Origin of the sequence: Mesobacillus jeotgali (assembly GCF_014856545.2) — a bacterium.
Classification (GTDB): Bacteria; Bacillota; Bacilli; order Bacillales; family Cytobacillaceae; genus Mesobacillus.
Window position 1 is genome coordinate 2,325,367 of the sequence record NZ_CP109811.1, and the last position, 22,297, is coordinate 2,347,663.

Here is a 22,297-nt window from a genome sequence, read left to right on the forward strand (position 1 = left end):
GGAGATAAAACTTTCCTAACCAAAAATTCCAATCCAACTGGTAATATACTTCGCTTAAAGTCTGCAAAAGACCTTCTTTCCTAGTGCTAAATATCCAAAATCCCTTCGATGATGGATCCATCTGTATCTCCCAGGTCGAGACCGAGCAATCGGGCAAAGGTTGGGCCTTCGTCTGTGAGGTGCATCGACCTGACTGAAATTCCAGGGCGAATGCCTTTTCCTGCAGCGAAGAAAACAGTGTGATATCCCTCTTTTTCAGGAGAATATCCATGGCAGGCAAAGGTGTACTTTTTCGACTTGGCATCCTGTTCAGTCACTTCCTCGATATAGTCACCGTCAATTGCCTCGCTAAAATAAAATCCTCTGCTGGCTTCAAGCATCCTGAACGCAGTGCCATCAGCTCCTTTTGCGTTTGCCTCGGCACCTGTAATGGCTGCTTCTATCCCATTGCCGTCATCCTGTAAAAGCTCCGCCAAAATTTCCGTAACTGCGTTTTTGGAAGCATCATCGTTTGGATCTTTTACATATACATAGGCCGAGCCGTCACAACTCTTGCAATAGGCTTTCCATTCGGTCACTTTACCCGCAGCATTGGTTTGGATAAGTCCTCGTTCTTTAAATAATACGTTCAATTTGATTACTTTAGACTCATCAAGTGCACTGTGGTCACCAAGAATGGCAATGGTTGAGTTGTCTGCTATTCCAGCCTCATTGAGAGCATTCATAATGCGGCCCAGTCTCTCGTCATGACGGTTAAGAGCCGCGATAGCTTCTTCTGATGAAAATCCGTGCATATGGCGTTGGGAGTCAAGATCGACAAAATGGATCAACATCAATTCCGGCTTCCTCGTTTTAATTGTTTCAACTGTTGCTTCGAGAACGAAATCGTCAAGCTCTGGCTGGCTCAGGCCGTTTCTGATATGGCCGAATTTAGAATTCATTTCAAGCTGGTAACGAGGACTTCCGTTGAAAAGAGAAACGGGAATCTGATGATGCCAAGGACGGTTAGCAAATATTTCAGGCATGTTGTAGTCAATATCGGCTTTTGCCGTTACCGGCCATAATAATGCGGCAGTTTTCATGCCCGCCTTTTTTGCTTCATCATAAAGAGTTGTCCCTTTTACATGACGCCTGTGCCAGTACCAGTCAGGAGAAATCTTGCCAGGCTGGATGAAGGTATTGTTGACAATGCCATGCCGATTAGGGTAATTACCGGTTACAATTGTCGCATGGCAAGGATAGGTTACAGAAGGGTAGATGGTTTCTACCTTGGTACAGAAAGAGCTTTTCTCTATAAAAGCCTTAAAATTTGGCAGTTTTCTTAGCAAAGGGACATCATGCTCAGAAAGACAGTCAAAAGAAATGACGATTAAGTGGTCTGTCAGTTTTGTCATGTCAGCCTCCAAAAGGTTTATATACTAAATATAGCAGAATAATTTGGGGGAAATAATAAGATTTTCCTTTTTCCGATGGAAGGAATTACTGATCTATTACAGAAGTTATTAAGTATCTGAAATAACTGGAGGAAATGAGGATGGAATTAGTCGACAAAGCCTTGCAAATTGCTTCTTTGGCACATGAGGGGCAATATCGTAAAAATACAAAAATACCATATATTGCTCACCCGGCTGCAGTCGGGATGATTTTACAAAAAGCGGGATACCGAGATGAAATGATTGTAGCTGGAATTTTGCATGACACAGTAGAAGATACAAATTTAACTATGGCTGATATTGAGCGTGATTTTGGAAGGGAAGTCGCCATGATCGTCGAAGGATGCTCAGAACCTGACAAGTCAATGTCCTGGGAAGAAAGAAAAGAACATACAATTGAATTTTTAAAAAATGCAACTGAAGAAATCAGGATAGTTGCCTGTGCGGATAAACTGCATAATGTCAGGTCTATTCGCCAGGACGCTGAACATTCCGGCGAAGAAGTATGGAGTAGGTTCAAGCGCGGGAAAGAGCAACAGGAATGGTATTACAGGAATGTTATACAGAGTCTTGGGCATGCATCTGAATTTCCACTTCTGGAGGAACTTAAATTGGAAGTTGAAAGATTATTTAAAGATTAACTTACTAAAGTCTAAGCATTTAAACTCAGATAAGGTAATACGGATTTGGCTAAAAATAACTCAGGAAGGGTGTTCAGTATTGGGAGTGTTATCTTCGCCAATAAAAACCAAAGTAAATAATGTATTCATTCACGTAATCAATTTAAAGGAATCTGCAGAATGGTATTCAAACCTGCTGGGAATACCTTTTGATCCTGATAAGGTGGAATCACCAGTTTATAATATACCTGTGACATCAGAAACAGGATTAAGCCTTGACGATCACACCTTCGATCCTGGCTTCAATCTGAATCCTTCAGAACATGTTCTATTTAATTTCCTTGTAGATGATGTAGAAGAAGCCTATACTTTTGTAAAATCAAAGGGGATAACAATTACAAGAGAAATTGAGCGCATCGGAGATTTTGCATACTTTAATTTCCGAGATCCAGATGGAAATGTACTGATGATTTGTAACTGTTAGCTTAATGATATTTGAGGATTATTTTACCAAATGAGATATTAATTTCCGTGATTCAATTGAATCTCCCATGGGTAAAGATAGGTAATCCTAACAAGGGGTGATAAAAATGAAGACGAAAGAAAGACTGTCCAAAGAAGAGCTATTAAAGCAAATCCAGAATAGTGATGGCAACTTAAGAATTTCGTCGGTATCCTCAACGGAAGAAGGGGAAGAAGTAATCGCCCTAGCTAAACATCTTGAACTTGAAGGCAAAATCGTATTATTGGAATACTGTTTGGATAAAAAGCCACTGGCTGTATCCCTGAAGACTAAAAATCCTGATTAAAAATATACACTCATAAGGCGAGCCACTTTAAAAGTGGTTCGCCTATTTTGAGTATTTTACTTTCTCATAAATTACTTTTTCTTCTTTTTACCTGGATCGGCTGTCACTCCAGGTTTCGCTTTCGCTTCCAAAGTGACCTGCACATGGTAGGTTTTCTCATCTACCGCCAGTACACTTTCAACTTTTCCTTTGCGACCCTTCAGTTTGAGGTTCTCGCCAACCTCGGGCACGCGTTGTAACAATTGATTCAGCACCTCATTTTTGTGATCATAAAAGTGGACAACAAACATCTAAATCACCTATTTTCTAGAGTATTGGCTTTCCTATCACTAACATATTTGCGAAATGCTAGGTTTAGAACTGATTAATAGTAGGAATTATAGTAGGTTGATTTATTGCGCAGCAGGGAAGAATTTTTAGTGATGACATAAGATAGTGTTTTTACTTATTACGTGGAAGTGAGATGCTATCAGGAAATATGCCGGAGATGGAATCGTGCCAGGTTTATCGAGACAGAGCAAAAAGCTGTCACAATAAAGCTGGATTCGTGACAGCTTCACGAGCAAAGGGCGATAAGCTGTCACAATAAAGTCTGATTCGTGACAGCTTCACGAGCAAAGAGCGAAAAGCTGTCAAAAGCGCAACAATACTAGGAGGTTAATAAAAATGAAACCATATCAATTCCCTGAAGGTTTTCTATGGGGAGGGGCTACGGCTGCAAACCAAATAGAAGGTGGATTTAACGAAGGCAATAAGGGCTTGAATGTCGCGGATGTTCTGCCAGGAGGAAAAGCCAGATACGATATTTTAACAAAACCTGGTTTTGATTTTGAAATCAAGCCTGATCAATACTACCCGAATCATGAGGCGATTGATTTTTACCATCGATATAAAGAGGATATTGCTTTGTTTGCGGAAATGGGATTCAAGGCTTTCAGGATGTCAATTGCCTGGACACGGATTTTCCCAAATGGCAATGAACTCGAGCCAAATGAAGAGGGACTTGCTTTTTACGATCGAGTATTGGATGAACTGCACAAGTATGGGATAGAGCCGGTTGTGACCATATCCCACTATGAAATGCCGCTTCATTTGGTGAAAAAGTACGGAGGCTGGCGGAACCGACAGGTTGTCACTTTCTTTGATAAATATGCCAGAACCATTTTAAATCGATATAAAGATAAGGTTAAATGCTGGATGACGTTCAATGAAATCAATAGTGCTCTAGTAATGCCGATCAACGGCCTTGGTTTTTCGATTGAAAAAGATGAGGATCGATACCAGCCAACTTTCCAGGCGTACCATCACCAATTAGTAGCAAGCGCAATGGCAGTTAAAGCTTGCCATGAGGTCATTCCCGGCTCGCAAATCGGCTGTATGATTCTTTTTGCCCCTGTTTATCCATTTGACAGCAATCCGGAAAACGTCCTGCATGCACTCAAAGAAGAGCAGCTTTTCAATTATTTTTGCGGTGATGTACAGGTTCGCGGGGAGTACCCTTCCTTCATGAATCGATACTTTAAAGAACACGATATCGAATTAGAGATCGAAGAAGGTGACATTGAGTTATTGAAGGAAGGTACCGTGGATTATGTTGGATTCAGCTACTATATGTCACGTACGGAGAAAAAGAAGAAGGCAGATGAGGATGCATCAGAAGGAAATATCATTGGCGGAGTGCGGAACCCATTCCTTGATGTAAGCGACTGGGGCTGGGAAATCGACCCTGTTGGCTTGCGTATCAGCCTTAACAAGCTATACGATCGCTACCAAATTCCTCTATTTGTCGTCGAAAATGGCCTGGGAGCCTACGACCAACTCGGAGATGATGGCAGTATAAACGATGATTACCGAATTGACTATCTCCGTGAGCATATAAAAGCAATGGGTGAAGCGATCGAAGATGGAGTGAATTTGATGGGCTATACCAGCTGGGGATGTATCGATATGGTCAGCATGTCAACGGGCGAGTTTTCAAAAAGATACGGCTATATTTATGTGGACAAGCATGACGATGGCAGCGGAACATTAGAACGGAAAAAGAAAAAGTCATTCTACTGGTATAAAGAAGTGATTGAAACCAACGGGCAAAAGCTGTAAAGGATTCTGAAAGGCTGCCGGCTAAGTCGGCAGCTCTTTTTTATTGTAGAAAATTCTTTTGCTAAAAGGAAAATCCACGATTTTGTCGAATAATACCCTGTTATAATCCTATCAATAGAGGAGGTATACTTGTGTTTTTATATAAAATAGATGAGCAATTATCCTTGAAGCTTACCGAGGTATCTGATGCAGAACAACTATTTGCACTAACTGAAAGGGCAAGGGATTATTTAAAAGAGTGGCTCCCATGGCTCGATTTTACAACGGACGTTGAAGATACAAGAGAATTTTTAACAGGAACAATGAAAGGCTACGCCGAAAATAAGAGTATAACGACCGTTATTTTGTACGATGGAGAAATCGTCGGAACGGCAGGTTTCAACAGTATTAACTGGTCAAATAAAACTGCTTACATTGGGTATTGGCTCGGGCATGAATACCAGGGCAAAGGTATCATGACCAAGGTTGCCAGGGCATTAACTGATTACGCTTTTAATCATTTGAAATTGAACAAAGTTGAAATCAGAGCGGCAGAGGAAAATAAAAAGAGCAGAGGGATTCCTGAAAGACTAGGGTTTGTGGAAGAAGGCAGAATCAGGCAAGCCGAATGGCTTTATGATCACTATGTAAATCATGTTATTTATGGAGTTTTAGCAGAAGAGTGGGCCGAGAATAAAGGCAGATAATTGGAGGAGGGAACATGCTATTCCAAAACGGCAGTTTAATGGTTCGCAGATTAAGAGAACAAGATAAACACCTATTAGCAAAATGGCTTTCTACTCCCGAGGTTCTTGAATACTATGAGGGAAGGGATAACCGCTTCGATTTAAATAAAGTGGACCAAGTTTTTTACGCTTCGGAAGACGAAGGTGTTAAATGCATTATTGAGTACGAAGAGAATTCGATTGGCTATATACAATTTTATGAATTAGATCAGGCCACTAAAAAAGTGTATGGATATGAGACGGGAAGAATATTTGGAACTGACCAGTTTATCGGCGAAGTCGACTATTGGAATAGAGGGATTGGAACATTACTGGTTAATTCCATGACAGAGTTTCTTTTCACCCATATGAAAGCCGACAAAGTCGTCATGGATCCTCAAGTGTGGAATGAGCGTTCAATAAATTGCTATGAAAAGTGCGGCTTCAAAAAAGTTAAATTTCTGCCTAATCACGAATTTCATGAAGGGGAGCTGCGTGATTGTTGGTTGATTGAAAAAACAAATATCTAATGGATTGGGACCTTCAAAATAAAAAGTTATAGAATGGTGAATGCATGAAGGCTATGAAAGAATATTTAATTCAGAACAATATTTCCCCTGGTATTGATTTTCTTAAAGATTTTCTTTCAAAAGGGGCAGGAAATGATGATTTCACTCAAAATCAAATTCTAGGAGGAGTTAAAAGCAAAAATAATTTCTGTACGTATGAGGCATATAAGGAAGGAAATTTGGTGGGGTTACTAACAGCGTGGACATCAGATTTTCACCCTTATTGTACATACTTCTCCTTGGCCACAAATCCTTTCTTGGATAATAAAGCAGAAGCTTTATTACTACAGTCATTATATAAGACACCGGGAATTAGGTTTCCACTGCAAACGTTGATTTGGGAGACTTCATATCGGCTTAAGACGTTTTATGAAGACAATGAATTTGTTGAAATCAGAAGAACCTATATGCCAATGCTAAAAAGCTCGAAAATCGAAATTAACCGGGTTTTTGCGGATATTGCGTCACATAAGCTTACTATAAAGGACCTTTATAGTATCAAAGATAATGATCTACTTAAATTTAAGCTAACAATGCTTATTAAGGAGAACTATAGCAGAACTCACTCTAAGAATCCTGTTGGTGAACTCGATTTCCTTAAATGGGAAAAATTAATCTTTAATAATGAAACCAATCAAAATGGTAGCTACATTGCTTTAAAAGACAATGAAATCATAGCTTATACGCTATTACATTTCTCTGAAACACCTAATAGGTTTGAATTCGGATGGAGAGGGACTAAGAACTATACTGATATTAGAGTCATGTTAATGCTGACAGCTCTTCAAGTGAATTTCGCAGCAGAAAATGGTGTTGACTTTATCGAAGCAGAAATAGATACGACTGATCATTTTGCCATTGAGATGTTAAAGTTCTTTCCTTTTTCTTCAGCCCCGGCTTTATTGACTTTTCAAAAAAGGGAAAATCGATAAAACTAATAATAAGGAGTAAGTAATGAACCTTAAAATCTTACCATTAACCTCCAAAACCTACCCTGAAATTATACACGAGAATAGTACAGAGTTGCCTAATGCCAATAGCCTTAAAGTTAGGTTATGAAGAAAAAGCGGGAATCTATGGCTTAACAAAGCAAGTCCCTGAATAATTCATTTGAAGTGAGCAATAATTGCTTCCGAGTATTGTAGGAATAGGGTACATTAAAACCAATAAAAGTCTATAAATGTTGTTTCTATCAAATGCTCAGGCAAAGTGCCTGAGCATTTTTGAAGTTGCCCTTTATAATAGCGATTCCGCTCCGTCTATATAGACTTCTGTCCCTGTAATATAGGAAGACATGTCGGAAGCGAGAAAGAAGACGAGGTCTGCTACCTGATCTGGCTTTCCGGCGTGTTCCTCCAATGGTTGATTGCCCTCCGGATATTCAACTGGGATTTTAATTTTTTCGAGATCTTTCTCCTGCGGAAAGGTGTTTTTGCCTATGTTGGTTTCGATTGCGCCTGGGCAGATGATATTGACCCGGATTTTATACTGAGATAGCTCGAGTGCCGCCATTTTTCCGAATCCTGTCTGCCCGATTTTCGAAGTACTGTAAGCAGACATACCGAAATTCTTATAGATCCTGTTTCCGTTAATAGAACTCGTGATAATGACGCTGCCGCCGTGCTTCTTCATATGGGGGATTGCATATTTTACGGTAAGAAAGGTTCCCTTGAGGTTCGTGTTGATCGTTTCGTCCCAATCCTCTGGAGCAAGGTCTTCAATTGGGGCGATGACACCATTGATGCCTGCGTTGGCAAAGACAATATCAACTTTCCCCCAGGCATCTATAACCTTTTGATAGCTTCGTTCCATTTCGTCTGGCTTTGCGATATCACATTCAACGATCAGTGCGCTCCCGCCGGCCTCTTCAATGGACTCCTTAACATCCCTGGCGTTTTCTTCCTTCACATCAATCAATGCTACCTTTGCACCCTCCTTGGCAAGTTTGAGTGCTGCTGCTCTTCCTATACCGGAGCTGGCACCTGTTATAAAAGCGACCTTCCCATCTAATTGGCTCATTTTTAGTGCCTCCTTCTTGGTGATGTGGATATTGTTTAACTATGCCCCATTTATTGAAAAATAAAACTGTGGCAGCTAGCAAACTGTCATTCTATGAAACCTTTTCCAAACTAGTACGTAATAATAATAAGCCTCCTTATTTTATGGAGGATTTTTTTTCAATAGGATTTGTCGAATGAAAGGATAATTTGTAATTTTATCAGTGCAGGAGGTTGAACATAAATGGACAAGCAGGAAAAAGTTATTACTAAGATTGATGAGCTATTGACTGAATTAAAATCGGGAAGAGAGGAAAGCGCGGCTTCCCTGGCTGCACATTCAGTGAGACCATCAAAGCTTAGTATGCTTAGCAGCAGACTAATGATTCTATTTTTCATAGCTTCAGTCATTGGTGCTGGCATTTGGTATGTTTCGGGGAACACGGGTAAGGCTGAGTCGTCTGTATTCATTGAACAAGTCCACGGCTTGGCAACATTGGCAACAGCGGAGGCACATGTGAAGGTCATCCTTGAGCAGGAGGATAATGAGTTATTTGGGGAGAAAATCAACTTTAATATACCTGGCACAAAGCGTGAATGGCTATTGATTGTTCCAGCAACCGTGATAGCGGGTGTTGATTTGCAGGAAATCGATCAAGAAGACATAAAGGTTGATGAAGAGAAAAAGGTAGTAGAGATTGTACTGCCACAGGCAAAATTCATTCAAGAACCATCTGTTAAGATGGACGAGGTCAGGACATTTTCAGATGAAGGAATTTTTCGTGGAAAAATAGAGTGGGACCAAGGATTCAATTTGGCAGCAATAGCCCAGGAAGAAATTAAGCAAGAAGCAATAGAAGCAGGTATTTTACAAAAAGCTGATAAAAATGCTGAAACAGTATTAACGGAGTTTTTCGGCCATTTGGGATACAATGTCATTATAAATAGAAGATAATAATGTTATGTTAACAAATAGATGTTAAAAACCAGAACAGCAATTAAGTTGGGGTAGAACATCCGTCTAAAAAATAATAGAACTTATTAAATATTTTCAGCCATCTTGCAAATATTAATAATAAACCCAAGTGTTGGGGAGGTTTATATTAAGACTGGTTAGCGGGTCGCTACAGCACTTAGCCATTTGACAATAGACTAAAATGAGGTGAAATGGATGAGGATTTGCGAAGTTTGTGGACGAAAAGATGTTTCAGAGAACAAAGAAGAAAAGCTTTTCCAACCTGTGAGGCTTCATGTATGCGAGAGCTGCAAGCAAGACCGGAGGATGACACCTCTGGGGGATTGGGCATTTTAAAATCAATCCAGGCGCAGGCCTGGATTTTTGCTCTCGATTCGAGAGCCTAGTTTTCATCCAAACCATCAATAGAGACAAGCTGCCTTTCTTCATGAGTTCCTCTTGGTGAAATGACCGCCATGCTTGAAGTAGAATCGATGCTTTCAATCCAGATTGGCACACCATGGTAATGGACAGAAATTTCATTTTCCGCAGCTAATATTTCCTTCACACGTTGTAAGTCCATAATTCTCTCACCTCATATTTAAAATATCCATTCAGATGATTAGGTATGTATGATGATCGTGGTTGTGGAAAAAGAAATCTAAAAAAGCGAACCAAGCTGATAATTTTGGTTCGCTTTTGCCGATTATTCAGTTAGGTCTTTAATCTTCTTCCCTTCAACGTAAGAGGAAATTTGCAATCCCAGAAGTTCATAAATAGTGGGTGCTATATCAATATTAGAAACTGGATCTATCTGTTTACCATTAGGGATGTCAGGGCCCATAGCCATAAAAACTGCTTTCAGTTTCTCGCGTTTCGGGTTACCGCCATGCGTGCCATAATCGGGAGTTGGTTTTACGATATGCGATTCACCCTGGCCCATTATATACCCGGGTGAAGCCATTAATAAAACATCTCCGGCATTTCGCTCCTTCGACTTTTTACTTTGGGATATTTTCTTTATATCCTCATAGGGGTGGACACTAGCATTCGTAAGATAACCAAATAAATCTTTTGTATTTTCTTTTACACCGTTAAAGGATAAATTCACTGTGCTTTTCCATATTGCTCTCAGTTGATGCTTGATGACAGGACCGTTTTCATTCCTGTTCACCTTGATTCCCTTGAAGGCCTGGATGATTTCGTTACGCACCTGTTCATAGTTATCTTCTGGAACAATTCCATGCTTTTCTCTCGATTTTAAGTTGATGTACACATGAGCTGCCGAACCACTTGGTATCGCGATTGCTTTTGACCTTTTATAATCAATTTTTCCATCAGAATCCAATACAAGAAGACCATTATCCTTCAAAACTTTATTGGGCTCTAATGCTGAGTGCGCCGGTTCCATGCCATGGTCAGAAACAATTAAGAGATGGTCATTCCCATCAAGGGACTTAACGGTCTTGCCAACCACCTTGTCAGCAACCTTATATGACCATTCAATATATTCCATGTACTTTTTTGATTTTTCAGGTGAGTAATCAGGCTGTCTCGGATCTGTAAGCAGATACTTGTGCTCCTGATGGTCAATTTGTGGTGCATAGAACATCAGCAAATCTGGCTGATACTCATTTTTGATGAAAAGTGATACATCTGCCACCCAATTGACAAACCTCTCCGAAATCTCTTCATATTCCTTTCTGGAGATCCAGCCCTTTTCCAATGCTGTATCATCATCCTGAGGGGGGAAGAAACCGAATTTGTTCCTAATTATGTCAGCAAACCCTTTAGGTCCATCAATTTGGCCTGATGTCACCTCTGAACGGTACATCACAGCATCTTTGGCCAATCCCGGGTCTGCAGTAGTGAACTTGAACCAGAAGCCTGCAGTTTTGCTTTCCTTTACCGGCAGGCTGACTGAGCCCCATTCTTTAGGACTGACTCCATTATGAACAGTTGTTTTATTGCTTGTCACAATAAATTTATCGTAATTCTTTTCCTGGTCGTTGGTTGAATCATATGCCAAAACATGCATTTTCTTGTTTTTACTGTCCTCGACCTTGATCGTGAAGGATGCTTCCTTCAATGGGCTAAAGCTAGACGGAGGGTTGTTCCAGCCTGATGCTTCTGAGAATCTGAGTTTTTCCTGTTTGCTGGGGGACCATGTATCCCCATAATAAATCGTATAGTCAGCCTGCTTCCCTATGGAAGGGTTTGCTCCGGCAAACGCAACTGTTGCAGTTGTTTTTCCCTGCTTCCGGGCTGAGACCCATAGTGGATCTACCTCAAATTCACTTAAGAAGGCACTTTTCTGGTTTGTCATTGCTGCATCTTTCTGTTGCCAGGCATTGCTAACAATGGATGTTTGCAGCGGAGTTGCTCCAGTTGCAATAGCTGCGTGTGATGGGGCAGTAAGGGACGGGCTGACTGTCTTGGCATATTTGGCAATTGTTCCTTTTTTAATAACATTCTCTATATTAGGCAGTTTGCCGTCTTTTACATAACTCCTTGTGAGATCATTGCGCATGCCATCAAAAGAAATAAGAATGACCTGTCGATCCCCCGCTGCATCAGCCAGTGGTACATTGATGGTTAAAATAGTCATAAATAATAGAACGATTGCTTTAAAAAATCTTGTTGTCATAAATTCTCCCTGCTTTGATGTTATATCAGGCATTTACCTATTTTTAAGGTGAGTAAAACTATTAAAAAAATGGTTATTCAGCTGCCAGGCAATCATAAAATTGCTGCTCGATAAAATCTGCATAAATTCATGATAAATTTTATATAAAAGGAGGGCGAGTTAGTATGAAACTAAACCGCAGATTTAAAATAGTATTGGTGTCCATTAGTACAGTATTATTTTTAACAGCTTGCTCAGGTGAAGAAGAGAAATCCAGCACTGGAGATCACAACAGCCATGCAAATATGGAGCATTCTGGATCGGGTGAGTTACCCGAAGGGCTGAAGGAAGCTGCTGATCCAACATACAAAGTTGGCAGTCAGGCCATTATTAATGATGACCATATGCCAGGCATGGATGGAGCGGAGGCTACTATCGTAGGAGCATATGATACAGTCGTCTATTCCTTATCCTATGACCCGACGAACGGGGGAGATCGTGTAGAACAACATAAATGGGTCATCCATGAAGAGCTGCTTGATGCCGGAGCAGAACCATTGCAGCCGGGTGATGAAACTACAATCAATACCGATCATATGGAAGGAATGCAGGGAGCAAAAGCGGTCATTGATTCAGCCGAAGAAATGACAGTCTACATGGTCGATTTCACGCCAACAGATGGTTCTGAAAAAGTAACGAACCACCAATGGGTAACCGAAGATGAACTTGAGCCTGCTAATTAATATTGAAGATTACCAAAATCATGCAGGATTGTCCCTTTTTAGTCAGGGTATATAAGTATTAAGACAAGAGGAGGGATGACGCATGAAGAAATTAATCAGGACAGCGCTTAAATGGGGACCTGTTCTATATCCAATTGTAAAAAAAATGATGAATAACAGGAAATCATCCTCAATTAAAACAAGCTATTCAAAATAAATGAAAATCCGGGACCGTACAGTAGTCAATTTAGGCTGCTGTGCGGTTTTACTTTGTTTTAGGCTTTTTGTCACCCTTTGTTGCTATTGACCACAAAGTTGCAAATCAACCTTGTATTATGTTTTGGTTATGCTTCATTACACTTGTTTAACAGTTTTTAATGCTATAAGTGATAAATAATCTTTATATTTCAGACTATTGTTCATGTTATAATGTTAAAATGAATCATAAACTGTGTTTTAGTATTGATAATACATGAAGCTGGCTTGCACGGGTCTTTTAAAAGGAAGGTATCTATGGTCGAGGAAAATATTACGAGAATTGAAATGAATGGCAAGGAATACATACTGATTGGAACTGCACATGTTTCAAAGCACAGCGCTGAGCAGGTGAAGGAGGTAATTGAAGCTGAGAGACCTGATTCTGTCTGTGTTGAATTGGACGAGCAGCGTTACCAGACGATTACCGAAGGTTCAAAGTGGCAGGAGATGGATATCATCCAGGTCATCAAGGAAAAACGCGCTTCTCTTTTACTAATGAATCTCGCTATTTCTTCATTCCAAAACCGGATGGCGAAGGAGCTTGGTATCAAAGCAGGGCAAGAAATGATCCAGGGAATAGAATCTGCAAAGGAAGTCGGAGCAAAACTTGTGCTTGCAGACCGTAATATCCAGATAACTTTTTCACGAATATGGGGTAACCTTGGCTTAAAGGGAAAGGCAATATTGTTAAGCCAAATCATAACCAGCATCTTCAGCAGGGACAGCATTTCAGAGGAAGAGCTCGAAAAGCTGAAGGAACAGGATACAATCAACGCAATGCTGAATGAATTCACTGAGACATTTCCGCGTTTGAAGAAGCCATTGATTGACGAGCGTGACCAGTATTTAGCTCAGAAAATCAAGGAAGCACCTGGAGAAAAAATCGTCGCTGTCTTGGGTGCAGCACACGTACCTGGAATTAAAGAAGAGATAAAAAAAGATCATGATCTAAATAAACTACGGGCAATTCCGCCGAAATCGAATTGGCCAAAGGTCATTGGCTGGAGCATTCCTATCTTGATCCTGGCTATTATCGTCTATACGTTTTTAGCTAACCCAACTGCCGGTTTCGCCCAAACTGTCAGCTGGATCTTATGGAATGGCAGCCTTTCCGCCCTGGGAGCAGCAATCGCAATGGGGCACCCATTGACCATTTTGACAGCTTTTATAGCAGCCCCGATAACTTCATTGAACCCTTTGCTTGCCGCAGGCTGGTTTGCCGGATTGGCACAGGCTTATATCCGGAGGCCTAACGTAAAGGACTTTGAGACACTATCAGAGGATATTTTTAGTTTAAAAGGATTCTGGCGGAACAAAGTCAGCCGAATCTTGCTGATTGTTGTACTTGCCAATCTGGGGAGCTCGCTCGGAACCTTCATTGGCGGCGCTGACGTGATCAGGGTCTTTATCGAGAACTTATAGGGATATGAACGAAATCATTTAGATTTCGTTCTTTTTTTATGTTTTTTTTATAAACTTCGCCTGTTTTACACAAGGTATGCTCAAAAGTCCTCCTGACGAGAACTTTAATGATCTGAACGCGGAATCTTCTTTGTAAAGCACCACCCAATGGTAAAACAGCCTTTTTTTCTAAAATAAAAGAAATATAAGAAGAAATTTGGCGAAAAAGGAGGAACTCTGTTACATAAAATGGAATATAAAAAGGGAAAGATTTTACAATGGAGTGATACTGTGAACGTTTTAAAACCTGCTTTGTCTATTTCAATCCTAATTCATTTCCTATACATAATAGGCATCCTGTTTTTTGCTTACTTTAACAACATGTTTTTAACCAATAACGCTTCTTTTATAGGTGAAATCCCAATCCTTTTGATGTTTTCAACTTTCGTTTTTACTGCAATCATCAGCTTGATCCTCTGGGTTATCAGAAGTACGAATTTAAACAGCTAACACAGCAAAAAAAAAATCATCCTCAAATGTGGGATGACTAGAAGGTGAATGTACAACTATGGTGAATGCTTACTTTTTCTTCTTTCTTTTCGAGTTCTTTTGGAAATCATTCTGTCGTTTTGCATCCTGTTTAAAAGCTTCCATTGCCTTGCTGTACAATAAACTCACCTTCAGCACCTCCTTCATTCATTCTTATTACCTTCGTTCCCGTTGACTATGGGTGTAAAACTTAAATTAGGAACAATTTTTAAAAAGGTATATTAGAAATTTTATGAAGGCAGAAACTTGTATTATGCAGAAAAGACGCCCAGATCATCTGGACGTCTTTATTTTACTTTTTATTTACTTGTTTGCCGCTTTTTTTCTGACTCTGCGATTTCGTATTTCCGACCTGAAACTCTGAGCCCAGTTCGATATCATTTCTTTTATCATGCTTTTCAATTTGTTCCCTTGTTTGATCTTTGTTGCTCATACCTTGTCTCGCCATTCTTTTCAGCTCACTTTCCTTCAATGTATCTAATAAAGCCTTATTATTATCTTCATTTAACAAAAAATTATTGATTGGTGATATCTGATTGTCCTCGTATTACTTTGTCATAAAAAACCTGGAATCCATATAAAACTAGGGTTTTAAATAAAAACACTATCGAAAGTTGGAATTTTGTTAAGCGTACCAATGAGACATAGCCAACTTTCTTGAAGATGTTCAGTCCATAATAAGTGAACAGTGAATCAATTAGGATATTGACCAATAAATAAAGGTTAAATTTTTTATAGGTGTATTTCATGATCCAAAATGACCCTATGAAAAATGGTCCCCAGATTAGGGGCATTTCAGCTAATACGTTTGGTTTAATTTTAAACGGAAACCACCACCACTTTCTTTTTTCAGCCAGCCTTCCTTCAAACATTAGATAAATTCCCATGAACAATGTACCGGGCAGGAACTTCCTGAACGTTTGTTTACCAAGAAGAGGCAGCGACAGCCAGGGCAGGACAGCCATTAGAAATATGTAAAGTTTTAAATTCTTCATAAGCAACTCCTTTTGGAATTGATTTTTTTAGTATCTCCACATCAGGATAAAAGATGAATGATATTAAAAATTTCTATCGATCATCATTTCTTACTCTTTTGAACAGTAAGTATAAGAAGGAAAAGGAGGGGGTAAAGGGATGATTTCTCTTTGGGATGAACATTCATTTTGGATTGAAATGCTGCAGGATCACGCTTATTTTGTCAGGGACGGTTTGTCTCCAAATGAATCGGAGTATGTGGAAATTGCGAGGCAATTTATACGGTTATATGGCGAACTTTTAGGCGAGTTACAGTCGATTCCTCGTCAAACAGGCTACCAGGACAGTCAAATGATTGATTTTTCAAGAAAAGCATGGCAGGTTGCTAAAAGCTATTATGATTTTGAAGGTACACTGCAATCATTACGAATTGATAACAAAGTTAACCTTAACTTGTCACCAACCTATTTAAACGGTACATTAAGTGAAAATCAGGAGTATTTACGGATATTGAGCTATCTGGTACAAGGCCAAGAACCAGTACGGTTGTCCGTTACACAGGTGATGGACCTTTGGCTTGAAGACCAGCTTGGCCACGCGGTACTTTTTGAAAATCTCCTCGATCCAATTGAAGTCGAAGCCAACATAGTAACGCAGGAGTACAAACGAAGATTTCAGCTTTACATTGTCCAGAATCACCATTTGAAAAATTATCTTCGGGTAAAACAGCCAGGCTTTGCCCGTCAGCAGGAATTCATCTATGAAGTAGGAAAGACGACGCTGGAAATGGATCATTATATTAGAAAGATGGTGGAAAAGTATAAGGCCAATACACTTTTGAATAAAACAAATCTCCGCTTTCTGGAGCATCACTTTCCAGAAACCTGTTACTTTCTTGCCAGTTTAAGCTACTATGAACCAAGGCTGCAGGCACAAGTCGGCAATTGCTCCTTGTCGAAGCCTTCCTTTTAGGCAAAAAACAACAGCATGAAGTGACCTGTTTGCACCCTGAATTAAAACAACGGGAAGGATCCCGTTGTTTTTTATGTTCGCTTTTACAATTCAATAGGCCATTTTTCTTGATTGTATGCCATGTCCCAAAACATGAATTCATACTGGCTGCTTATGATAAAATGCAGTTTCATTTTTTCTTTTTCTATATTTGACGCTTCCACTGCAAGCTGATCAAGCCTGTTTAGCTGCTCATTTACAAGTTCACTGAACCATTCTCCTCCATATGCTGCAATCCATTCTTGATAAATTTGGACATTGGGGGTGGATCCCTTAAACAATTGTCCAATTTCATGGTAAATCCAGTAGCATGGTAGGATGGCTGCGATGATTTCAGCCAGGCTTCCTGAAGCAGCAACTCGATAAAGATGGGAAGTGTAAGCATAGGCAGTAGGAGAGGGGTTAAACTCCGCTAGTTCTTGTTTTGTTACTTCCAGTTGCTTTAGAAAATTTTCATGCAAACCAAGTTCAGCCTCATAAGTCCCCATGGAATGGGCTGCCATTCTCGAAGTGGTGAACAAATCAGCTGCTCTTGACGCTGCGATTGCCTGTATCCTGGCAAAATGGGAAAGGTAATAGGAATCCTGTAAAACATAATAGCGAAAGGATTCCATTGCTAAATTACCATTTGCAATTCCCTGTACAAATGGGTGATCAAAATTTGCCCGCCAGATTGGATCAGCCTGTCTCTTTAACTCCTCAGTAAAACTCTTCATAAAAATCTCCTCCTCTTCCTGTTTAGCCCAATAAAAAAACCACTTTCCAAAGAAAGTGGTTTTATTGGCACAACAAAAAATGTCCCAAATTCCACTTTCCTACGCTGGTATAAACCAGATCAGGTTCCAAGGGTCTCAAAGTTTCACTTTAATCTCAGCCTTAAATCAAAGGCACCCCTAGTGGTAAAATACGGATATTTAGATTTCATCTGTAATCATAATAGCTTGGCTGTTGAAGAGTCAAGCTATTAAGGAAAAATAAATTGTGAAAAAATTTGGTGCTAATTGTGAACATTATGTGACATTTGTTTATAAATTCTGTTAATATTAAAATTACATACGAAAAAGTGGGGGAATGAGAAGTGGGAAAACTTCTTATGTATTTTTATTTAATCGTTGGATTGTATTGTCTTGTAAGCGGATTCCTGGCATTGATGTCACACGGATTCCAGCATGCAGTATTATCACTGTTTCTGGCAGCATTTAACTTCGCGATGTTCTCACTATTCAAGAAAGAAGGCAAACTGCCACGATTGCGTTTAATCAAAGGACGCAAAGGCGAGATGGCTAAAATTTAGTTCATTAATGAAAAGTGAAGGTTGTTTGAAGTAGAGTAAGGTTGGGACAAAATCCCGGCCGCCTAAGCAAAAGTTGTCCGAAGTAGGGGCATGTTCGGACAAAATCTCGTTGGCCCAAGCAAAGATTGTCCGAAGTAAGAGCATGTTCGGACAAAATCCAGCTGCCTCAACCGAAAATTGTCTGAATCAGCATCAATTATTCAAAATGAGCCCACAAAAAAACCAGGTCACCCCTGAGAGGATGCCTGGTTTCATTTCATTTTAATGCGAGTGTCCAGAAGTCATGACCCAGATGGATCCTGCAACTATGACAACTGCGATAAAAGCTGAATAAATGATATTGATATTATTGGTTACTTTATCATCGCCTTCATTGATGTGCATGAACATGTATAGCTGGATTCCGGCCTGGATAACTGCCAGTGTTCCGATGATCCACATGACTGCCTTCATTGAGAGTGAGCTCTGAAGGGCAATCCATGCTGCTCCGAATGTCAGGACTAGTGACATGAAGAATCCGATGACATGACTGATTGGGAAGCCTTTAGAATGCTTATCCATTTTACATCACCAACCCTTGTAAATAAACAAATGTGAAGATGAAGATCCAGACGACGTCAAGGAAGTGCCAGTACAGTCCGAAGATAAATGCTTTGCGGGCTGTAACAGGTGTTAATCCTCGCTGCAATATCTGGATGATCAGCAGGATAGCCCAGCCAATCCCGATTGTAACGTGCAAACCGTGTGTTCCAAGCAGAACGAAGAAGCTGGATAGGAACGCACTTGTCTGCATCGTAGCACCTTCATGGACATAATGGATAAACTCGCGAACCTCCATGAACAGGAAGCCGCCGCCCAGCAATAATGTGAATACGAGCCACATCAGCATGCCTTTAATATTGCTTCTGCGCATTTCGAAGATCGAGATTCCCATTGTAAAACTGCTTGTCAGCAGCAGGAAAGTCTGGATCATGACATCTCTTACAATAAAAATATCTTTTTGTGTAGGACCGCCTGCATATCTTTCACCGAGCACTCCATACACTCCGAAAAGGGTAGCGAACAGCACGATTTCTGCTCCAAGGAAGACCCAGAAGCCGAGGATATTCATCCTATTTTGTTCTGTCTGGTATTCAAGCGGTAAAGCTGCATTGACTTTAGCTGACATGGTTCTTCACTCCTTTGTTCGCGCCTTTTCTCCATTTGCTTTCTGTCTCAAAGATTTCATCCTTGTGGACATGGAAACCTTCATCATAATCAAATGAACGGAAGGCAAGACCAGCAAGAATACCTAGAGCGGCAACTCCGGCTGCAATCGTCCACTCGAACACAAGCAGGAATCCAGAAATTCCAAATACGACACCCATATAAATTGGAATCCATGTATTGCTTGGCAAGTGGATTTCTTCAATCTCATCTTCAGCAAGCGGCCGAAGTTCATTGTTCTTTTTCATGTGCCAGAATGCATCAAGCTTCGTAACCTCTGGCAGTGAAGCAAAGTTATAATGCTGTACAGGTGTTGCAGTAGCCCACTCAAGTGTTCTTGCATCCCATGGGTCATTGCCGATATTACGTTCAGCGTTACGTGCGCTCCAGTAGATGTTGTACACAAGAGCCGCAAAGCCTGCCGCAAGAATTACTGAACCAACAGCAGAAATCATCATTAATGGACCAAACCCAGTTTCAGCTGAGTAAGTGTACGCGCGGCGGACCGCACCGTCAAGTCCAAGGAAGAACATTGGCATGAACGTTACGTTGAACCCAACAACGAACAGCCAGAAGTGCCATTTGCCGATTTTCTCATTAAGCATATAGCCAAACATTTTTGGCCACCAGAAGTAAAGACCGGCAAAGATCGGGAACACAACGCCCGGAATCAATACATAGTGGAAGTGTGCCACCAGGAATAATGTGTTGTGATACTGATAGTCTGCTGCAGCCATCGCCAGCATGACACCAGTAACACCGCCGATAACAAAGTTAGGAACGAACGCCAATGCCCAGAGCATGGCAGTTGTAAACTTAATCCGGCCTTTTCTCATCGTGAACAGCCAGTTGAAAACCTTAACCCCGGTCGGGATGGCAATTGCCATTGTCGTGATCGAGAAGAATGAGTTCACGCCGGCGCTGTTGCCCATTGTGAAAAAGTGGTGAACCCAAACGAGCATACTTAGCACAGAAATCATCACGATTGAGATGACCATTGATTTATAGCCATACAAAGTTTTACGTGCAAAAGTCGAGATAATATCTGACAGCATACCGAATGCTGGCAGAACTACGATATAAACTTCAGGGTGTCCCCATAGCCAGAACAGGTTCGCCCAGAGCATATCCATACCGCCGCCGGAGATGGTAAAGAAGTGAGTACCGAACGTGCGGTCAAAAGTCATCAATGCCAGTGCTACTGTAAAAATAGGGAAGCTGGCTACGATAATGATTGATGTGATGAAAGATGTCCAAGTGAACATCGGCATCTTCATCAAGGTCATGCCTTTAGTTCTCATTTTTAACACTGTGACAACGAAGTTAATACCTGTCATCAAAGTACCGGCACCTGCTATTTGCAAGGCAACTGCGTAAAAATTATTCCCGATGCCCGGACTGAATTCTTTACCGGCAAGAGGGAAGTATGATGTCCATCCCGCGTCAGGAGAACCGCCAATGATGAACGATATATTGAACAGCGCTGCACCGCTCACAGTCAGCCAAAAGCTAAGGGCATTCAGCTGTGGGAAGGCAACGTCACGTGCACCAATCTGCAGCGGAATTACAAAGTTCATGAGGCCAATCAGCAGCGGCATCGCAACGAATAGAATCATGATGACGCCGTGTGTGGTGAATACCTCGTTATAGTGCTGTGCGTTAAGGAAGTCATTTTCCGGGACGGCTGTCTGGCCCTTCATCATCAGACCATCGATACCGCCGCGGAGAAACATCACGACGCCAAGCAGGATATACATAATCCCAATCTTCTTGTGGTCAACCGTAGTAAACCACTCCGACCAAAGGTAATTCCATTTTTTAAAGTAGGTAAGACCTGCTAATGCACCAACTAATGTCAGGGCAATCCCGATTTGTGATGCGAAAATTAATGGATCACCGGTTACGAAAAATTCATCCCACTTAATGCCCACTGTGGTCACCCCCGTGTGAATCTTCAGTTTCAGATTCTTTATGGTTCATATTTTCATTGTTTTCGTGATTAGAATTCTCATTGTTTCCATCTTTATATTTGTAATTGTCTTTGTCCTCAAAGATCTTTCCTGGCCAGCCATGTCCTCTGTCGTACATCTCCGGATTCGTGTAGTTCTTTGAATGCGGATCAGAGTGGTCGACCCAATCAAGATGCGTATTTGAGAAAGTCTTGCGGCCAAGGTGGGAAGGCTCAAGCATCTTCTCATATTCCTCGAGCGTCATTTTTGGAGCCGTTTCTTTTACATCTTTGATCCATTGATCAAAATCCTTTTGTGTCTGGGAAAGCACTTCGAACTCCATGCCTGCATAGCCCTGGCCATTAAAGTTCGTGTTCTTGCCAACATATGATCCTGGATTATCTGCAACCAGGTAAAGCTGAGTTTCAGCTTTCGCCATCGTGTACTTTTGGCCCGCCAAAGCAGGGATCCAGAAGCTTTGCATCGTGCCTGCTGAGGTCAGTCTGAAATCAATCGGACGATCCTCAGGAATATTCACATAGTTGACGGTTTCAACTCCTTGTTCCGGATAGCTGAAAATCCATTTCCAGTCAGCGGATGTAACGTTGATGACAAGAGGTTCTTTATTTTCATAGCCTTTTGGAATTTCATCTATTGCATAAATTGTTTTGACTGTAGGGATTGTCAAAGCAACGATAATTATAATCGGAATCACTGTCCAAATAATCTCCAATACTGTGCTGCCGTGTTCTTCAGGTGGCTCGTAATCCATATTGTCTTTGCGTTCCCGGTACTTCCAGACGATGAATCCAAATAACCCGAATACAACAACTGTTACAAGTAACATCAGAGCAATCGAAAAGTTGATTAGCTCAAGAATTTGCCTTGCGATTGGTCCCTCCGGATTGAATACCACCATATTGTTTTCACAGCCGCTAAGCAACAGCACAGCCATGATCGAGGTGAGGGAGACCAAAAATAGTTTTGATTTCTTCATCACTGCAGCTCCTTTCAAATATCAACCTTGTTCATTTTATCACAAACTTATGTTCATTTGTTCACAAAGTTGTCGAATGTAACCCGAAAATGAACGGTAAGTTGTGGCAAAAGGTGTGATAA

The 22,297-nt window shown here is 40.8% G+C and carries 24 protein-coding genes and 1 riboswitch; of the genes, 12 read left to right on the forward strand and 12 right to left on the reverse strand.

Annotated features, from left to right (window positions below; all coding sequences use genetic code 11):
- Positions 1-86: 86 nt before the first annotated feature.
- Positions 87-1,394, reverse strand: a complete 1,308-nt coding sequence (locus FOF60_RS11835; RefSeq protein WP_192471155.1) for an alkaline phosphatase family protein — start codon at positions 1,392-1,394, stop codon at positions 87-89.
- Between the two features lie 140 nt (positions 1,395-1,534).
- Between FOF60_RS11835 and FOF60_RS11840 the strand changes: the two genes are divergently transcribed.
- The 3 genes from FOF60_RS11840 to FOF60_RS11850 all read left to right on the forward strand — a co-directional run bounded on the left by FOF60_RS11840 (position 1,535) and on the right by FOF60_RS11850 (position 2,862).
- Positions 1,535-2,074, forward strand: coding sequence for an HD domain-containing protein (locus FOF60_RS11840; RefSeq protein WP_192471154.1), 540 nt, complete (start codon positions 1,535-1,537; stop codon positions 2,072-2,074).
- An 85-nt stretch (positions 2,075-2,159) separates the two neighbouring features.
- A complete protein-coding gene (locus tag FOF60_RS11845) occupies positions 2,160-2,537 on the forward strand; it encodes a VOC family protein (RefSeq protein WP_264647698.1) in 378 nt (125 codons plus the stop codon).
- A 106-nt stretch (positions 2,538-2,643) separates the two neighbouring features.
- On the forward strand, positions 2,644-2,862 hold the full coding sequence (locus FOF60_RS11850) for a hypothetical protein (protein WP_192471152.1): 219 nt from the start codon (positions 2,644-2,646) through the stop codon (positions 2,860-2,862).
- Positions 2,863-2,933: 71 nt separating this feature from the next.
- Here FOF60_RS11850 and FOF60_RS11855 read toward each other — a convergent pair whose 3' ends face one another.
- The gene (locus FOF60_RS11855; protein WP_192471151.1) at positions 2,934-3,152 is read right to left on the reverse strand and encodes a hypothetical protein; all 219 of its coding nucleotides are present in this window, start codon (positions 3,150-3,152) and stop codon (positions 2,934-2,936) included.
- Positions 3,153-3,528: 376 nt separating this feature from the next.
- On the opposite strand from FOF60_RS11855, the gene FOF60_RS11860 reads away from it, so the two are divergent.
- From FOF60_RS11860 to FOF60_RS11875, 4 genes are all read left to right on the forward strand, one after another.
- The gene (locus FOF60_RS11860; RefSeq protein ID WP_192471150.1) at positions 3,529-4,962 is read left to right on the forward strand and encodes a glycoside hydrolase family 1 protein; all 1,434 of its coding nucleotides are present in this window, start codon (positions 3,529-3,531) and stop codon (positions 4,960-4,962) included.
- Positions 4,963-5,093: 131 nt separating this feature from the next.
- The gene (locus FOF60_RS11865) at positions 5,094-5,648 is read left to right on the forward strand and encodes a GNAT family N-acetyltransferase (RefSeq protein WP_192471149.1); all 555 of its coding nucleotides are present in this window, start codon (positions 5,094-5,096) and stop codon (positions 5,646-5,648) included.
- A 14-nt stretch (positions 5,649-5,662) separates the two neighbouring features.
- Positions 5,663-6,196, forward strand: coding sequence for a GNAT family N-acetyltransferase (locus FOF60_RS11870; RefSeq protein WP_192471148.1), 534 nt, complete (start codon positions 5,663-5,665; stop codon positions 6,194-6,196).
- A 44-nt stretch (positions 6,197-6,240) separates the two neighbouring features.
- The gene (locus FOF60_RS11875; RefSeq protein ID WP_192471147.1) at positions 6,241-7,167 is read left to right on the forward strand and encodes a GNAT family acetyltransferase; all 927 of its coding nucleotides are present in this window, start codon (positions 6,241-6,243) and stop codon (positions 7,165-7,167) included.
- 304 nt (positions 7,168-7,471) lie between these two features.
- Here the strand turns inward: FOF60_RS11875 and FOF60_RS11880 are convergent, their stop codons facing one another.
- A complete protein-coding gene (locus tag FOF60_RS11880) occupies positions 7,472-8,254 on the reverse strand; it encodes an SDR family oxidoreductase (protein ID WP_192471146.1) in 783 nt (260 codons plus the stop codon).
- A gap of 222 nt (positions 8,255-8,476) precedes the next feature.
- Here FOF60_RS11880 and FOF60_RS11885 point away from each other — a divergent pair, with 222 nt between their 5' ends.
- Positions 8,477-9,187 (forward strand): DUF4230 domain-containing protein, encoded by a 711-nt coding sequence (locus FOF60_RS11885; RefSeq protein ID WP_192471145.1) that lies wholly within the window; start codon positions 8,477-8,479, stop codon positions 9,185-9,187.
- Between the two features lie 403 nt (positions 9,188-9,590).
- On the opposite strand, the gene FOF60_RS11890 is transcribed toward FOF60_RS11885, so the two are convergent.
- Positions 9,591-9,770 (reverse strand): H-type small acid-soluble spore protein, encoded by a 180-nt coding sequence (locus FOF60_RS11890; protein WP_192471144.1) that lies wholly within the window; start codon positions 9,768-9,770, stop codon positions 9,591-9,593.
- Positions 9,771-9,893: 123 nt separating this feature from the next.
- A complete protein-coding gene (locus FOF60_RS11895) occupies positions 9,894-11,834 on the reverse strand; it encodes an alkaline phosphatase family protein (RefSeq protein ID WP_192471143.1) in 1,941 nt (646 codons plus the stop codon).
- A gap of 164 nt (positions 11,835-11,998) precedes the next feature.
- Between FOF60_RS11895 and FOF60_RS11900 the strand changes: the two genes are divergently transcribed.
- On the forward strand, positions 11,999-12,556 hold the full coding sequence (locus FOF60_RS11900) for a YdhK family protein (RefSeq protein ID WP_192471142.1): 558 nt from the start codon (positions 11,999-12,001) through the stop codon (positions 12,554-12,556).
- Between the two features lie 492 nt (positions 12,557-13,048).
- Complete coding sequence (locus FOF60_RS11905; RefSeq protein ID WP_192471141.1) at positions 13,049-14,215, forward strand: TraB/GumN family protein; 1,167 nt, start codon at positions 13,049-13,051, stop codon at positions 14,213-14,215.
- Between the two features lie 820 nt (positions 14,216-15,035).
- On the opposite strand, the gene FOF60_RS11910 is transcribed toward FOF60_RS11905, so the two are convergent.
- Positions 15,036-15,176, reverse strand: a complete 141-nt coding sequence (locus tag FOF60_RS11910; protein WP_192471238.1) for a hypothetical protein — start codon at positions 15,174-15,176, stop codon at positions 15,036-15,038.
- Between the two features lie 82 nt (positions 15,177-15,258).
- Entirely contained in the window at positions 15,259-15,738 is a 480-nt protein-coding gene (locus tag FOF60_RS11915) for a hypothetical protein (RefSeq protein ID WP_192471140.1), read from the reverse strand.
- A gap of 139 nt (positions 15,739-15,877) precedes the next feature.
- Between FOF60_RS11915 and FOF60_RS11920 the strand changes: the two genes are divergently transcribed.
- The gene (locus FOF60_RS11920; RefSeq protein WP_192471139.1) at positions 15,878-16,690 is read left to right on the forward strand and encodes a DUF2935 domain-containing protein; all 813 of its coding nucleotides are present in this window, start codon (positions 15,878-15,880) and stop codon (positions 16,688-16,690) included.
- Positions 16,691-16,773: 83 nt separating this feature from the next.
- Here the strand turns inward: FOF60_RS11920 and tenA are convergent, their stop codons facing one another.
- The gene (gene tenA / locus FOF60_RS11925; RefSeq protein WP_192471138.1) at positions 16,774-17,445 is read right to left on the reverse strand and encodes a thiaminase II; all 672 of its coding nucleotides are present in this window, start codon (positions 17,443-17,445) and stop codon (positions 16,774-16,776) included.
- A gap of 79 nt (positions 17,446-17,524) precedes the next feature.
- Positions 17,525-17,634, reverse strand: a riboswitch (TPP riboswitch).
- Positions 17,635-17,807: 173 nt separating this feature from the next.
- On the opposite strand from tenA, the gene FOF60_RS11930 reads away from it, so the two are divergent.
- Positions 17,808-18,023 carry a hypothetical protein gene (locus FOF60_RS11930; protein WP_192471137.1) on the forward strand — a complete coding sequence of 72 codons (216 nt, stop codon included), beginning with the start codon at positions 17,808-17,810 and terminating at the stop codon, positions 18,021-18,023.
- 261 nt (positions 18,024-18,284) lie between these two features.
- Here the strand turns inward: FOF60_RS11930 and qoxD are convergent, their stop codons facing one another.
- From qoxD to qoxA, 4 genes are read right to left on the reverse strand one after another with little or no spacing between them, the layout of a single operon-like run.
- The gene (gene qoxD / locus FOF60_RS11935) at positions 18,285-18,584 is read right to left on the reverse strand and encodes a cytochrome aa3 quinol oxidase subunit IV (RefSeq protein ID WP_192471136.1); all 300 of its coding nucleotides are present in this window, start codon (positions 18,582-18,584) and stop codon (positions 18,285-18,287) included.
- A 1-nt stretch (position 18,585) separates the two neighbouring features.
- Positions 18,586-19,191 carry a cytochrome aa3 quinol oxidase subunit III gene (qoxC, locus tag FOF60_RS11940; protein ID WP_192471135.1) on the reverse strand — a complete coding sequence of 202 codons (606 nt, stop codon included), beginning with the start codon at positions 19,189-19,191 and terminating at the stop codon, positions 18,586-18,588.
- Positions 19,181-21,160 carry a cytochrome aa3 quinol oxidase subunit I gene (gene qoxB / locus FOF60_RS11945; RefSeq protein ID WP_192471134.1) on the reverse strand — a complete coding sequence of 660 codons (1,980 nt, stop codon included), beginning with the start codon at positions 21,158-21,160 and terminating at the stop codon, positions 19,181-19,183. The genes qoxC and qoxB overlap by 11 nt, the downstream gene beginning before the upstream one ends.
- On the reverse strand, positions 21,150-22,175 hold the full coding sequence (gene qoxA / locus FOF60_RS11950; protein ID WP_192471133.1) for a cytochrome aa3 quinol oxidase subunit II: 1,026 nt from the start codon (positions 22,173-22,175) through the stop codon (positions 21,150-21,152). The genes qoxB and qoxA overlap by 11 nt, the downstream gene beginning before the upstream one ends.
- Positions 22,176-22,297: the final 122 nt, after the last annotated feature.

Bases quoted from the DNA above. Each gene is read 5' to 3' on its own strand.
- qoxA (WP_192471133.1), bottom strand. From the start codon at position 22,175: ATGAAGAAATCAAAACTATTTTTGGTCTCCCTCACCTCGATCATGGCT.
- FOF60_RS11910 (WP_192471238.1), bottom strand. From the start codon at position 15,176: ATGAGCAACAAAGATCAAACAAGGGAACAAATTGAAAAGCATGATAAA.
- FOF60_RS11855 (WP_192471151.1), bottom strand. From the start codon at position 3,152: ATGTTTGTTGTCCACTTTTATGATCACAAAAATGAGGTGCTGAATCAA.
- FOF60_RS11875 (WP_192471147.1), top strand. From the start codon at position 6,241: ATGAAGGCTATGAAAGAATATTTAATTCAGAACAATATTTCCCCTGGT.
- FOF60_RS11860 (WP_192471150.1), top strand. From the start codon at position 3,529: ATGAAACCATATCAATTCCCTGAAGGTTTTCTATGGGGAGGGGCTACG.
- FOF60_RS11835 (WP_192471155.1), bottom strand. From the start codon at position 1,394: ATGACAAAACTGACAGACCACTTAATCGTCATTTCTTTTGACTGTCTT.
- FOF60_RS11880 (WP_192471146.1), bottom strand. From the start codon at position 8,254: ATGAGCCAATTAGATGGGAAGGTCGCTTTTATAACAGGTGCCAGCTCC.
- FOF60_RS11900 (WP_192471142.1), top strand. From the start codon at position 11,999: ATGAAACTAAACCGCAGATTTAAAATAGTATTGGTGTCCATTAGTACA.
- FOF60_RS11840 (WP_192471154.1), top strand. From the start codon at position 1,535: ATGGAATTAGTCGACAAAGCCTTGCAAATTGCTTCTTTGGCACATGAG.
- tenA (WP_192471138.1), bottom strand. From the start codon at position 17,445: ATGAAGAGTTTTACTGAGGAGTTAAAGAGACAGGCTGATCCAATCTGG.
- FOF60_RS11920 (WP_192471139.1), top strand. From the start codon at position 15,878: ATGATTTCTCTTTGGGATGAACATTCATTTTGGATTGAAATGCTGCAG.
- qoxC (WP_192471135.1), bottom strand. From the start codon at position 19,191: ATGTCAGCTAAAGTCAATGCAGCTTTACCGCTTGAATACCAGACAGAA.
- FOF60_RS11890 (WP_192471144.1), bottom strand. From the start codon at position 9,770: ATGGACTTACAACGTGTGAAGGAAATATTAGCTGCGGAAAATGAAATT.
- FOF60_RS11905 (WP_192471141.1), top strand. From the start codon at position 13,049: ATGGTCGAGGAAAATATTACGAGAATTGAAATGAATGGCAAGGAATAC.
- qoxD (WP_192471136.1), bottom strand. From the start codon at position 18,584: ATGGATAAGCATTCTAAAGGCTTCCCAATCAGTCATGTCATCGGATTC.
- FOF60_RS11915 (WP_192471140.1), bottom strand. From the start codon at position 15,738: ATGAAGAATTTAAAACTTTACATATTTCTAATGGCTGTCCTGCCCTGG.
- FOF60_RS11850 (WP_192471152.1), top strand. From the start codon at position 2,644: ATGAAGACGAAAGAAAGACTGTCCAAAGAAGAGCTATTAAAGCAAATC.
- FOF60_RS11885 (WP_192471145.1), top strand. From the start codon at position 8,477: ATGGACAAGCAGGAAAAAGTTATTACTAAGATTGATGAGCTATTGACT.
- FOF60_RS11895 (WP_192471143.1), bottom strand. From the start codon at position 11,834: ATGACAACAAGATTTTTTAAAGCAATCGTTCTATTATTTATGACTATT.
- FOF60_RS11870 (WP_192471148.1), top strand. From the start codon at position 5,663: ATGCTATTCCAAAACGGCAGTTTAATGGTTCGCAGATTAAGAGAACAA.